The organism is Actinomadura rugatobispora, from assembly GCF_055379765.1.
The window spans coordinates 9,858,075-9,871,116 of the sequence record NZ_AP029191.1 but is presented as its reverse complement, the minus strand read 5'-3'; the positions used below and the strand labels follow the sequence as shown (position 1 = coordinate 9,871,116).

Below are 13,042 nucleotides of genomic sequence, written 5' to 3'. Positions count from 1 at the left end.
GATCTGGCCGTTACCGAGAACGCGTCGGCCTGCGTCTCCCGAGCGGGCGATTGCGAGCGAGCGGCGGGCCGCCGGTTCGGCGACGGCGAACAGGCTATTCCCCTTGCTGCCGTTCCGCCTTCAACCGTTCGATGGCCTGGCTGGCCTTCTCGAATGCGATCTCGATGTCGTCGTGTTCGTCGGCGAATTGCTGGACGTACTGGTTCTTCGGCTGCTCGATCTCCTGGAATGCCTGCCGGAGCAGGGTGGCGCGCTCGTTCTCGCCGACCTTGGTTCTGCAGACAGGGCACGACGTGACGAAGTTGACCTGCCCTTCGAGCATCTTCGTGTTGATGCCCTGGGTCCACCACTTCCACAGGCATGCCAGGTGGAACGGATCTTTATTGACCGCCCCGCCGTGCCCGCATTGCAGGCCCGCGAAAATACCCTGATCCTCGGCGAAGCACAGGACGCACTTCCATGGAGCATCTGGAACGACAATCATCGAGCCCCCTCCGAATTGACTTTCGCTCCTTCCGTTGTACGGGAGGCGAAATATCACCTCAAGACGGGCCGGTGATTCAGCGTGTCCGCTTTGGGACATGCCGTAGTCGCACCGACGCGGGAGCGCCTGCGGTGACAGGCGCTCCCGGTTTCACTCGCCGGGGGCCGAGCGGACGTTCCGGTCCGGGGTCACAGGCCGGGGATCTGGCCGTTCCTGAAGGCGTCGACGAAGAGCCGGTGGTCGTCGCGGACGATGGCGGCGTACTCGTTGGCGAAGGCGACCATGGCCTCGACGAAGTCGTGCTCGTCGGGCCCGATGGCCGAGGCGATGGCGTCCTCGACCTGGAAGCCCACCAGGGTGTGGTCGGAGTCGGTGTCCGACACGCAGTGGATCTTGGCGGTGGCGCGGCCGAGGTCGTCCAGGACCGAGAGCATCTCCTCCGGCTCGGTCAGGCCCGACCAGTCCAGGTCGGCCTCGTAGGGGGACAGCTCCTGGACGACGTAGCCCACCCCGTCGATCTCGGTGTAGCCGAGCCAGGGGTCGGTGTTGGCCTGCAGGGCGCGGCGGGACACGGCGGTGCGGTGGCCGTGGTGCTTGAAGTACTCGCGGATGCGCGGGTCGTCGACGACGCGGCTGGGCGCGGCGACGTTGCCCTGCTTCATCGACAGGATGACGTCGTTCTCCAGGGCCTGGCTGTGCCCCTCCACCAGGATGTTGTACGCCGACAGGCCGGCCGAGCCGATGCCGAATCCGGAGGCGCCGACGATGTCCTTGACCTCGTAGGTGAGGCTGCCGAAGCGCTTCTCCTTCGGGATGGTCTGCAGGTACTCCTGGTAGGCGCGCTCCACCTTGGCGCGTTCGGCGTCGTCGAGGCGGCGGACGCCGGCGCGGTTGCGGAAGCTGCGCTCGTGCTGGTCGACCAGCGTCTTGCTGTCCAGCAGCCCGATGCGGGTGGAGGACAGGGCGGAGATCAGGACGTCGCGGACGTAGCCGTCGGCGGTGTCGAGGGTGAGGGCGAACTCGTGGCCGCCGGCGCGGTCGGCGAAGCGGCGCACCTGGTCGACGTAGGCGCGGGTGTAGGTCTCGATCAGGCGGCGGATGTCGGCGTCGGAGATCGCCTTGCTCCAGGCGAGCAGGGCCAGGCTGGCCACCAGCCGCTTGACGTCCCAGGTGAAGTGGCCGACGTAGGCCTCGTCGAAGTCGTTGACGTCGAAGACGAACACGCCGTCGTCGTTCATGTAGGTGCCGAAGTTCTGGGCGTGCAGGTCGCCCTGGATCCAGACCCGGCCGGTGCGCTCGTCGGCCCAGGGGTCCTCGTCGTCGATGACGTCGGCGTAGAACAGGCAGGCGCTGCCCCGGTAGAAGGCGAACGGGTCGGAGGCCATCTTGCGGAACCGCCTGCGGAACTCGGCGGGGCTGCGTTCCATCAGGTGCGAGAAGGTCTCCACCAGCACGTCCACGATCTGGGCCTGCCGCTCCTTGGGGTCCTTCTCGCGCAGGGCCACGGTGATGCCGGCCATGACAGGTTCCTCCTCGATGCTCGGGTGCGCTCCCCCGCTCCCCGTCCCCCGGGGGGTGTGGGGGAGGTTCGTCCCTCCACGGCGGACGCGGGGCATACCCGCGTCATTCTGCCGAATGGCCGCCCGCCCGCGCGGTGAACAGGGAGCGAACCCCGGGCTCGGCGCGGAGAAGGTCCAGTGCCAGTTCGGCGTGTCCGGGGACGTACCCGTTGCCGACCAGCATGGTGACGTCGGCGGCCAGCCCCTCGGCGCCCAGCGCGGCGGCGGGGAAGGAGGTGGCCATCGAGAAGAACACCACGGTCCCGCCGGGCGCGGTGCCGAGGATGGCGCCGTGCTCGCAGCCGGGCACGTCCACGCAGACGACGGTGACGTCGGCGGGGTCGCCGAGCGCGGCGGCGACGGCGACCGGGTCGCGGGCGTCGGCGCGCACCACCCGGTCGGCCAGGCCGGTGGCGGTCAGGCGGCGCTCCTCATCCTCGGTGGGGACGAGCCCGACCGTGCGGGCGGCGCCGGCGCGGCGGGCGGCGGCCAGCGCCAGCGACCCGCTCTTGCCGGCGGCGCCGAGCACGGCGACCACCGGGGCGCCGGTGCCCGCGGCGCGGGCGGCGACGACGCGGTGGGTGAGGGCGGGGGCGCCGCACACGTCCATGACGGCCAGGGCCAGCGGGACCGGCAGGTCGGCGGGCAGGACGGCGGCGATGGAGCGGGCGAACAGGATGGCGTGGCCGGAGGCGGGGATCTGCTCGGAGCGGCCGTCCCAGCGGGCCAGGCCGTCGTCGACGGCCAGCGGGGTGAGGGTGAGGGAGACCAGGGTGGCGACGCGGTCGCCGGGCTTGAGGCCGAGGGGCGAGTCGGGGCCTGCCTCGTCGACGGTGCCGACGAGCATCCCGCCCGAGCCGGTGACGGGGTTGTGCATCTTGCCGCGCTCGCCGATGATCCGCAGGACCTCGCGGCGGACGGCCTCGGGGTCGCCGTCGTGGGCGGTGCGGAGCTGGCGGTGGGAGGCGGCGTCCAGGTTGAGCCGTTCGACGGCGATCCGGACCTCGTCGGGGCGGATCCGCGGGTCGGGGTCCAGCCGCCAGGCCGCCTGGGGCAGCACGCCCCGGGGTTCCAGCACGCGGTGCAGCCCCACCTCGGTCCCGATCATGTGACCCCTCCTCGCGCCTCGCCGCCGGCCGTCCGCGCATCAGACGCGATCACCGCACAGGTTACGGAAGATGTACTTAGTATCACTGGTTCCATCGAAATTCTTCCCGTAACGTCTGCCCTATACAAGACTTTTATGCGACGTATCCGCTGACATCCGCGTAGCGCGAGGAGGGGTCGACGATGACCACCGCCCTGCGTCCCGAGCCGGACGCCACCCGACAGCCCTACGTCTACCGGCGCCGGCCGCTGGAGGAGCCCGACTGGCGGCGGCTGCCGGGCTGGAGGGACGTCACGACACCGGAATGGGAGTCGGCCCAGTGGCAGCGCGCGCACTGCGTCAAGAACATCCGGCAGCTGCGCCGGGTGATGGGCGACCTGCTCGGGGAGTCGTTCTACGCGGACCTGGAACGTGACCAGGCGGCGCGCGCCACGATGTCGATGCTGGTCACGCCGCAGATGCTCAACACCATGGACGTCTCCTCCACCGAGGCGTTCCACGCCGACCCGGTGCGCCGCTACATGATCCCGGTGCTCAGCGACCGCCGCACCGACTGGCCCTCCCACCCCTACGCCACGCGCGACTCGCTGCACGAGGCCGAGATGTGGGCCGTGGAGGGCCTCACCCACCGCTACCCGACCAAGGTCCTGGCCGAGCTGCTGCCGACCTGCCCGCAGTACTGCGGGCACTGCACCCGCATGGACCTGGTGGGCAACTCCACGCCCGCGGTCGACAAGCACAAGTTCACCGTCAAGGCGCCCGACCGGCACGAGGCGATGCTGGACTACCTGCGGCGCACGCCCGGCGTCCGGGACGTGGTCGTCTCCGGCGGGGACGTGGCCAACCTGCCCTGGCCGCGGCTGGAGAGCTTCGTCGACGCCCTGCTGGACATCGACAACATCCGCGACATCCGGCTGGCCACCAAGGCGCTGATGGGGCTGCCGCAGCACTGGCTGCAGGACGAGGTCCGCGCCGGCATGGAGCGGCTGGCGGCCAAGGCGCACGAGCGCGGCGCGCAGATCGCCGTCCACACCCACGTCAACGCGGCCGCCTCGCTCACCCCGCTGGTGGCCAGGGCGGCGCGGGCGATGCTCGACACCGGGATCCGGGACGTGCGCAACCAGGGCGTGCTGCTGCGCGGCGTCAACGCCACCCCGGACGCGCTGCTGGACCTGTCGTTCGCCCTGCTCGACGAGGCCGGGATCCTGCCGTACTACCTGTACATGTGCGATATGATCCCGCACAGCGAGCACTGGCGGGTGGCGGTGTGGGAGGCGCAGGAGCTGCAGCACGCGATCATGGGTTACCTGCCCGGGTTCGCCACCCCGCGGATCGTGTGCGACGTGCCCTATGTCGGCAAGCGCTGGGTGCACCAGCTCGCCGACTACGACCGCGAGCGCGGCATCTCGTACTGGACCAAGAACTACCGCACCGGGCTGGAGGCCGCCGATCCCGACGCGCTCACCCGCCGGTACGAGTACTACGACCCGATCCACACGCTGCCCGAGGCCGGCCGGACCTGGTGGAGGACCTCGTCCACCGCGGCCTGACCGGCGGTCGCGGGCCGCCGCGGGACGGCCGGGCGGGCCCGGTGCCTTTACGTTGTAGATCACACCTGGGGAGGACGTACCCTTGCGGCGTGATGTCCGACCCCGAGAGCCCGCCCGCCGACCGCTTCCCCGTCGGCGCGGCCTCGACCGTGGCCGAGCTGGAGCACGACCCGCACCCGCTGCTGGCCCGGCTGCGCGCGCACGAGCCCGTGTCCTGGCTGCCCGCGCTCGGCGGCTGGCTGGTGACCTCGCGCGACCTGGCGCTGCGGGTGATGCGGGACGCCGCCGCGTTCACGGTGGACGACCCCCGCTTCTCCACCGCGCGGCTGCTGGGGCCGAGCATGCTGTCGCTGGACGGCCGGGCGCACGCCCGCCACCGCGAGCCGTTCGCCCGCCCGTTCCGGCCCGCGCAGACCCGCGAGCGCTTCACCGCGTTCGTGGAGGCGGAGGTGGACCGCCTGGTCACCGCGCTGGTCCCGGCGGGCCGCGCCGAGCTGCGCGGCGAGCTCGCCGGGCCGCTGGCCGTCGCGGTGGTGGCCGAGGCACTGGGCCTGGAGGGCGTGGACGCCGCCACGATCCGGTCCTGGTACGGGGAGTTCGTCGACGCCGTCTCCGACATCACCGCGGGCCGCGCCCCGTCCGGGGGCGCCGACGAGGCGTACGCGCGGCTGCGGGCCTCGGTCGAGGAGGCGGTCGCGGCGCCCGGCTCGGCGTCGCTGCTCGCCGAGGCCGCCCGCCAGGAGGAGGGCCTGACTGCTGCGGAGGTGGTGGCCGACGCCGCCGTGCTGATGTTCGGCGGCATCGACACCACCGAGGGCATGATCTGCAACGCGCTGCTGCACCTGCTGGGCGATCCGGAGCAGCTCGACCTCGTGCGGAGGGACCCGGCGGGCCTGCTGCCCGGCGCGATCGAGGAGTCGCTGCGGCTGGAGCCGGCGGCCTCGGTGGTGGACCGGTACGCCACCGCCGACACGCCGCTGGGCGGCGTCCGGGTCCGCAAGGGCGACCTGGTCAGGGTGTCGATCGCCGGGGCCGGCCGCGACCCCGCCGTCTTCCCCGATCCGGACCGCTTCGACGTGCGCCGCGCCAACGCCGCCGAGCACCTGGCGTTCGCGCACGGCCCGCACTTCTGCTTCGGCGCGCACCTGGCGCGGCTGGAGACGCGGACCCTCCTGGAGGCCGTGCTGGCCCGGCTGCCCGGGCTCCGCCCCGCCCCCGGACCGGCGCCCCAAGCACACGGGCTCGTTTTCCGCAAGCCCCCGTACCTGCATGTTCGCTGGGAGCCTTCCGCCCGTCCGCGGGATCTGTGACACCATCGGCGGCATGATCGTGGAACGCCGCATCGAGCTCCGCTTCGCGCAGGAGAGCCGCGAGGCCGAGACGCACACCAACCTGTCCGCCGTACGCCAGGACGGCCGCTGCCTGTGGGTGGCGGGCGACGAGACGGCCACCATCGAGCGGCTGACCGCGACCACCGACCCCTCCGGGCACATCACCGGATACGACGGCCAGCGGACGGTGCGGCTGGCCGACCTGGTCCCGCTGCCCGCCGGGCCGGAGGAGGAGGCCGACATCGAGGGGCTGGCCCGCAGCAACGGCTGGCTCTGGGCGGTCGGGTCGCACAGCCTCAAGCGCAAGAAGATCAAGCCGGGCCAGACCGGGTCCAAGGCCCGCAAGCGGCTGGCGACGGTGGTCCGGGAGGACAACCGGTTCATCCTGGCCCGGCTGCCGCTGGCCCCCGGCGAGGACGGGCTGTCGGAGGCGGTCCGCGAGGACGGCGGCCGCACCGCCGCCGTCCTGGGCGGGCACGGCGACTCCCTCACCGACATGCTGGCCGACGACCCGCACCTGGCGCCGTTCCTGTCGGTCCCCAGCAAGGACAACGGGATCGACATCGAGGGCATCGCCGCCCACGGCGAGCGTCTCTTCATCGGCTTCCGGGGGCCGGTGCTGCGCGGCTGGGCCGCGCTGATGGAGGTCCACCTGGAGACCCACCCGGACGACCCGGCGCGGCTGCGTCCCCGGCCGGTCGGCAAGGACGACGAGCCGTACCGCATGCACTTCCTGGACCTGGGCGGGCTGGGCGTGCGCGACCTGTGCCCGCACGGCGACGACCTGCTCGTCCTGACCGGGCCGAGCATGGACCTGGACGGCCCGGTGCGGGTGGTGCGCTGGCCGGGCGCCGCGGGGATCGACGCGCCCGGCGTCGTGCACGCCGAGGACCTGCCGGTGGTGGGCGAGCTGCCCTACGGCGAGGGGGACGACCACGCCGAGGGCATCGCGGTGCTGGACGAGACCGACTCGGCCGGGCGCCCCAAGCTGATGGTGGTCTACGACAGCCCGGCCGAGGAGCGGCTGACCGACGCGGGCGGCGTGCTGGCCGACGTGGTCTCCTTCGAGAAGTAGGTCCGGCGGGGCGGGTTCGGCGAGGCGGGCCCGGCGCGGACCCCGAGTAAGCGAGCGCTTTCAGTTTCTGCTTGGATGGGCGGTCACCAGGCGGAGGCCGGAGGCGAGGCGAGACATGATCGAGTGGTCCGAGGAAGATCTGATGATCCGGGACGCGGTGCGCGGCTGGATCGACGCGGAGGTGCGGCCCCGGCTCGAGGAGCTGGAGTCGGGCGAACTGCCGCCCTACGACCTGATCAGGGGCCTCTACAAGACCTTCGGCATGGACGAGCTGGCGCGCTCGTCCTTCGAGGCCCGGATGGAGCGTGCCGAGGCCGCCGCGGACCAGGCGGGCGGGGGCGAGGACGAGAGCACCGGCGACGACGACGGCGCTCCCGGCGGCGGCCGCGGCAACGCCGCGATGAGCATGCTGCCGATCATCGAGCTGTGCCGGGTGGCGCCCGGGCTGGTGTCGGCGATGGGCGTCAGCCTCGGCCTGGCCGCCGGGACGATCATGAAGCGGGGGACGCCCGAGCAGCGCCGCCGCTGGGCCCTGGAGCTGCTCACCTTCGAGAAGGTCGGGGCGTGGGCGATCACCGAGCCCAACTCCGGCTCCGACGCGTTCGGCGGCATGCAGGCCACCGCCCGCCGGGACGGCGACGGCTACGTCCTCAACGGGAGCAAGACCTTCATCACCAACGGCCCCCACGCCGACACCGTCGTCTTCTACTGCAAGCTCGACGACGGCGGCGACCCGCGCGACCGCGAGATCCTCACCTTCGTGCTCGACCGCGGCATGCCGGGCCTGGAGCAGAGCAGGCCGCTGCGGAAGATGGGACTGCACTCCTCCCCCACCGGCGAGCTGTTCCTCGACGATGTGCAGGCGGGCCCGGAGCGGCTCCTCGCCGCCGGCGCCGGAGGCGGCAAGGAGTCGGCCAAGCAGAACTTCGTGACCGAGCGCGCCGGGGTCGCGGCGATGGCGCTGGGCGTCATCGAGGAGTGCCTGGCGCTGTCGGTCGACTACGCCCGCAAGCGCGAGCTGTGGGGGCAGCGGATCGGCGACTTCCAGCTCATCCAGCTCAAGCTGGCCAAGATGGAGGTGGCCCGGCTCAACGTGCAGAACCTGGTGTTCCGGCACATCGAGATGCAGCGGGCGGGCCGCACGCCCACGCTGGCGGAGGCGTCGGCGATGAAGCTGTACTCGGCGCAGGCGGCCTCGGAGGTCGCGATGGAGGCGGTGCAGCTGTTCGGCGGGAACGGCTACATGTCGGAGTACCGGGTGGAGCAGCTGGCCCGCGACGCCAAGTCGTTCCAGATCTACGCGGGCACCGACGAGATCCAGGTGACGCACATCGCCCGCGACCTGCTGTCGCGCTGACCGAACTTCCGGTGTCGCGCGGGCGTCCAACACGCGGGGGGCGGGTGAGAACGATCATCTGCCCGCCGCGTGCGATCTTTTCTGGACAGGCGACGGACGGATCTGGATACTCACAGCTATGGACGGTCAGCCCTCGTACCCGGTGAGAGCGTCCGACACGGAACGCGACCGGGTGCTGCAGGTGCTCAGTGAGCGGGTGGCCGAGGGCCGGATGTCGCACGAGACGTTCGAGCGCCGGGTCGACCAGGTGCTGCGCGCCCAGAGCCAGGCGGAGTTGGCCGACATCGTGCACGACCTGCCGCCCACGAACCGGGTGGTGGGGCGGCTGACGGGGCTGATCTCCTCGGTGTCCCAGGCGACCGCGCGGCTGGAGGCGGCCTGGCGGGCGCCCCGGCTGCCGCGCTTCATGCTGCCGCCGGCGGGCCTGACCCGCATCGTGGTGGGCCGCGCGCCGGGCTGCCAGTTCATCCTGACCGATCTCACCGTGTCCCGGTTCCACGCCGAGATCTACCGCAACGACGACGGCTGGATGATCTCCGATCTGGGGTCGATGAACGGCACCCGCGTCAACGGCTGGCGGCTCACCGGCCCGACCCGGGTGCGTCCCGGCGACGAGGTCGGGTTCGGCAACTCCAGCTTCATCGTCACCTCCTCCTGACCTCCCCCCGACCAAGATCACCGGCCGCGGCCCCGCGGCCGCGGCGCGCGGCTGGTTTCATGGGCGGTGTGGCAGACGACGACCCGACCCGCAAGGACTCGCGGCGCTGGGCGGCCGAGGCGATCCGGCGGCTGACCGCCGAGCGCGAGGCCGCCGGGCCCACTCCCCTTCTCCGCTTCCCGCTCCCCGGCGACCGGGGCGTCACGCTCCTGTTCAAGGACGAGTCCGCGCATCCGACCGGGAGCCTGAAGCACCGGGCGGCGCGGGCGCTGTTCCGGCACGCGATCGCGACGGGCCGCCTCACCGAGGGCGCGACCGTGATCGAGGCGACGGGCGGGAACGCCGCGGTGGCGCAGGCCCACTTCGCGCGGCTCCTGGGCCTGCCCTACATCGCGGTGATGCCGGGCGAGGAGAGCGCGGCCCGGGCCGAGCCGGTGCGGGCGCTGGGCGGCGAGTGCCGTTTCGTCACCCCGCCACTGGCGATCTACGAGGAGGCGCGGCGGCTCGCCGCCGACACCGGCGGCTGTTACCTCGACCAGTTCACCTGGGCGGAGCGGGCGCTGGACTGGCGCGGCGACGACCTGGCCGGGGAGCTGTTCGCCCAGGCGGCGGGGCCGCCGGCGTGGGTGGTGGCGGGCGCCGGGACGGGCGCCACGGCCGCCTCGCTGGGACGCCATATCCGCTACCACGGGCTGGAGACCCGGCTGGCGGTCGTGGATCCGGAGAACTCGGCGTACTACCAGGGGTGGCTGACCGGGGCGCACGACTACGCCACGGGCATGCCGTCGCGGATCGAGGGCATCGGGCGGCCGCGGATGGAGCCGGGCTTCCTGCCGTCCCTGGTCGATCTGATGCTGCCGGTGCCGGACGCGGCGGCCGTCGCGGGGGCGCGGGCGGTGCGGGCCGCCACCGGGCGGGCCGTCGGCGGGTCGACCGGCGCCAACCTGTGGGGCGCGCTGCACCTGGTCGCGCGGATGCGCGAGCAGGGAACCGGCGGCACGGTGGTCTCGCTGGTCTGCGACGCCGGCGACCGGCAGGCGCGGACCTGGCACGACGACGGCTGGGTGGCCGGAAGAGGTCTGGATCCCGCGCCCTGGGGCGCGGTGATCGACCGGTTCCTGGCCACCGGGGAATCGGATGCTCCCGGCGGATAGGGTCGCCATCGCCGGGGAGGGCGCCGGGGAGGGTGCCCGGGCCGGCGCCGTTCGGGACAGGGTTCGAGACAGGGGAGGAAGAACATGCTGATCGGGTTCGCCGTGCCGGTGTCGGGAGGGTGGGCCACCCCGGCCAACCAGGTGCTGATCGCACAGCAGGCCGAGGAGCTCGGCTACCACTCGGTCTGGACACTGCAGCGGCTGCTGAACCCGGCCGGGTCGTCCGACCTGACCTACCGGGCGGTGCCCGATCCGCTGGTGACGCTGGCCTACCTGGCCGGGCAGACCAGCCGGGTGCGGCTGGGCGTGGCCGTGGTCAACCTGCCGTTCTACTCCCCCGCGCTGCTGGCCAAGCAGGCCGCCACCCTCGACCACGTCAGCGCGGGACGGCTCGACCTGGGGCTCGGGCTGGGCTGGATGCCCGAGGAGTTCGCCGCGGCCGGGGCGCCGATGGAGCGCCGGGGCGAGCGGGCCGAGGAGTTCCTGGGGGCGCTGCGGTCGCTGTGGGGCGAGGAGGTCAGCCGGTTCGACGGGGAGTTCTACCGCTTCCCGCCGGTGGTCATGGAGCCCGCGCCGCTGCAGTCCCCCGAGCCGCCGATCCTGCTGGGCGGCACGGCCGAGCCGGCGCTGCGCCGCGCCGGGCGGCTGGCGGCGGGCTGGGTCAGCTCCAGCCGCGCCGATCCGCGGGCGCTGGGCGATTCCATCGAGATCGTCCGGGAGGCGGCGGAGAAGGCCGGGCGCGACCCGTCGGCGCTGCGCTTCGTGTGCCGGGCCGCGGTGCGCGTGCGGGAGGCGGCGCGGCGGGACCGGCGCCCGCTGACCGGGTCGCACGACGAGATCCGCGCCGACTTCGACGACATCGCCGCGCAGGGCGTGACCGAGCTGTTCGTGGACCTCAACTTCGACCAGGAGCTGACCGGGCCGCAGACCGATCCGTGGGACGCGATGTTCCGGGCGCGCGAGGCGCTGCAGGCCTTCGCCCCGGGCACCTGAGGCCGGGCGCCTGAGGCCCGGCTCCTGAGGCCGGGCGCCCGGGTGCGGGGGGACGGACGTCGCCCGGGGCCGCCTGCGGGGCGGTCACAGGGGCGGGCGGCGCCCTTCCCAGGGGGTGCTGAGCACGACCGTGGTGCGGGTGGCCACGTTGGCCGCGGCGCGGATCTTCTGGAGCAGGTCCTCGAGCTCGTTGGGCGAGGCCACCCGTACCTTGAGGATGTAGCTCTCCTCGCCCGCGACCGAATGGCAGGCCTCGATGGCGGCCAGGTGGGCCAGCCGTTCGGGGGCGTCGTCGGGCGCGGCCGGGTCGATCGGTTTGATCGACACGAACGCGGTGAGCGGAAGCCCGATCCGCTCGTTGTCCAGCTGGGCGGTGAACCCCTTGATCACGCCGCGCTTCTGCAGCCGCCGTACGCGCTGGTGCACGGCCGACACCGACAGGCCCGTCTCCTTGGCCAGATCGGTGAAGCTCATCCGGCCGTCGTCGGCCAGCAACGCCATGATCTGACGATCGATCTCCTCCACCCCGGAAATCTAGCGTGTCGGCGGTCATCATGTACGGGCAAGCACGATCACGGCGGAACCTTCTTTCACACCGGGTTTCACCGCAACTCCCACCCCGGTTCGCTCTCCGGTTCCCGGCCCGTGCTCAGGCCGGGCGCGCGGGCGACCGGGCCGGGCGGGGCGGGCCGCAGCTGCCGCGGATGACCAGTTCGGCCGGGAGCAGGACGGGGCCGCGCCGGGTGCGGCGGGTGCGGTCGCGCAGCAGCAGCTCGCACGCCCGGTAGCCGATGTCGTGGCCGGGCCGGGCGACCGTGGTGAGGGGCGGGTCGCACAGCTCGGCCCAGGGCACGTCGTCCACCATGGCGATGGAGACGTCGGCGGGGACGCGCAGGTCGAGTTCGCGCGCCACCAGGACGGCGGCCTCGCCGAGGAGGTGCCCGGCGGCGAGGACGGCGGTGACGTCGCCGCGCCGCTGCAGCAGCCCGGCCGCGGCGGCGAAGGCGCTGTCGCGCTCGTGCCGGGCGGCGACCACCAGGTCCTCGTCCACGCCGGCGCCCAGGGCGGCCATGGTGTCGCGGAACGCCCGCTCCCGCACCTGCGCGGGCGTCCCGGCCCTGTCCTCCTCCCCGGGGGCCGCCGGGGCGGGCCGGTCGCCCCCCGGGGAGGCGGGGGCGGCGCCGAGGAAGGCGATGCGGCGGTGCCCGAGGCCGACGAGGTACTCGGTGAGGGTGCGCACGCCCGCGCGGTCGTCGGCCAGCACGGCCGGGATCTCGCGCAGGCCGGGCGGCACGCGGTCGGCGAACACCACGCTGGCGCCGATGCCCGCGGGGGCGCGCCAGGCCGCCTCGGTGCCCGCCGGGACGGCGATGATCCCGTCCACCCGCTGCTCGACGAGCCGGTCGACGATCTCGGCCTCGCGGGCGGGGTCGCCGTGCGCGGCGTCCAGGATCACGTGCTCGCCGAAGGTGCGGGCGCAGGCCAGCACGCCGGCGACCAGGTCGGCGCGGAACGGGTCGGTGACGTCGGGGACGATCAGGCCGATGCCGCCGCTGCGCCGCAGTTTCAGCCCGCGGCCCAGGGCGCTGGGCCGGTAGTCCAGCTCGCGGGCGGCGGCCTGGACGCGTTCGCGGGTGGCGGGGCTGACCGAGCCGGTGCCGGAGAAGACGCGGGAGACGGTGGCGATGCCGACCCCGGCGGCGGCCGCCACGTCCTTGATCGTGGCCGACCGGCGGCCGCCCGCGTCCCGTTCCGCCGCCATGCCCGCTCCCC

The 13,042-nt window shown here is 73.3% G+C and carries 12 protein-coding genes; 7 read left to right on the top strand and 5 right to left on the bottom strand.

What is annotated here, in order from left to right:
* Positions 1 to 94 precede the first annotated feature (94 nt).
* The 3 genes from ACZ466_RS44380 to kdd form a co-directional block, all read right to left on the bottom strand.
* Entirely contained in the window at positions 95 to 484 is a 390-nt protein-coding gene (locus ACZ466_RS44380) for an RING finger protein (protein WP_378282236.1), read from the bottom strand.
* A gap of 188 nt (positions 485 to 672) precedes the next feature.
* A complete protein-coding gene (locus ACZ466_RS44375) occupies positions 673 to 2,004 on the bottom strand; it encodes a DUF2252 domain-containing protein (protein ID WP_378282237.1) in 1,332 nt (443 codons plus the stop codon).
* 103 nt (positions 2,005 to 2,107) lie between these two features.
* The gene (gene kdd / locus ACZ466_RS44370; protein ID WP_464041931.1) at positions 2,108 to 3,151 is read right to left on the bottom strand and encodes an L-erythro-3,5-diaminohexanoate dehydrogenase; all 1,044 of its coding nucleotides are present in this window, start codon (positions 3,149 to 3,151) and stop codon (positions 2,108 to 2,110) included.
* Between the two features lie 182 nt (positions 3,152 to 3,333).
* Between kdd and ACZ466_RS44365 the strand changes: the two genes are divergently transcribed.
* From ACZ466_RS44365 to ACZ466_RS44335, 7 genes are all read left to right on the top strand, one after another.
* Positions 3,334 to 4,701 carry a KamA family radical SAM protein gene (locus ACZ466_RS44365; protein WP_378282239.1) on the top strand — a complete coding sequence of 456 codons (1,368 nt, stop codon included), beginning with the start codon at positions 3,334 to 3,336 and terminating at the stop codon, positions 4,699 to 4,701.
* A gap of 92 nt (positions 4,702 to 4,793) precedes the next feature.
* Positions 4,794 to 6,011 carry a cytochrome P450 gene (locus ACZ466_RS44360; protein WP_464044051.1) on the top strand — a complete coding sequence of 406 codons (1,218 nt, stop codon included), beginning with the start codon at positions 4,794 to 4,796 and terminating at the stop codon, positions 6,009 to 6,011.
* Between the two features lie 13 nt (positions 6,012 to 6,024).
* A complete protein-coding gene (locus ACZ466_RS44355; RefSeq protein ID WP_378282240.1) occupies positions 6,025 to 7,107 on the top strand; it encodes a DUF3616 domain-containing protein in 1,083 nt (360 codons plus the stop codon).
* Positions 7,108 to 7,222: 115 nt separating this feature from the next.
* Positions 7,223 to 8,464 (top strand): acyl-CoA dehydrogenase family protein, encoded by a 1,242-nt coding sequence (locus ACZ466_RS44350; protein ID WP_378282241.1) that lies wholly within the window; start codon positions 7,223 to 7,225, stop codon positions 8,462 to 8,464.
* A 118-nt stretch (positions 8,465 to 8,582) separates the two neighbouring features.
* The gene (locus tag ACZ466_RS44345) at positions 8,583 to 9,122 is read left to right on the top strand and encodes a DUF1707 and FHA domain-containing protein (protein WP_378282242.1); all 540 of its coding nucleotides are present in this window, start codon (positions 8,583 to 8,585) and stop codon (positions 9,120 to 9,122) included.
* Between the two features lie 59 nt (positions 9,123 to 9,181).
* The gene (locus ACZ466_RS44340) at positions 9,182 to 10,276 is read left to right on the top strand and encodes a PLP-dependent cysteine synthase family protein (protein ID WP_378282243.1); all 1,095 of its coding nucleotides are present in this window, start codon (positions 9,182 to 9,184) and stop codon (positions 10,274 to 10,276) included.
* 84 nt (positions 10,277 to 10,360) lie between these two features.
* Positions 10,361 to 11,269 (top strand): TIGR03619 family F420-dependent LLM class oxidoreductase, encoded by a 909-nt coding sequence (locus tag ACZ466_RS44335; RefSeq protein WP_378282244.1) that lies wholly within the window; start codon positions 10,361 to 10,363, stop codon positions 11,267 to 11,269.
* An 84-nt stretch (positions 11,270 to 11,353) separates the two neighbouring features.
* On the opposite strand, the gene ACZ466_RS44330 is transcribed toward ACZ466_RS44335, so the two are convergent.
* Both ACZ466_RS44330 and ACZ466_RS44325 read right to left on the bottom strand, forming a co-directional pair.
* Positions 11,354 to 11,794 carry an Lrp/AsnC family transcriptional regulator gene (locus ACZ466_RS44330; RefSeq protein ID WP_378282245.1) on the bottom strand — a complete coding sequence of 147 codons (441 nt, stop codon included), beginning with the start codon at positions 11,792 to 11,794 and terminating at the stop codon, positions 11,354 to 11,356.
* Between the two features lie 124 nt (positions 11,795 to 11,918).
* Entirely contained in the window at positions 11,919 to 13,031 is a 1,113-nt protein-coding gene (locus tag ACZ466_RS44325) for a LacI family DNA-binding transcriptional regulator (protein WP_464041930.1), read from the bottom strand.
* Positions 13,032 to 13,042: the final 11 nt, after the last annotated feature.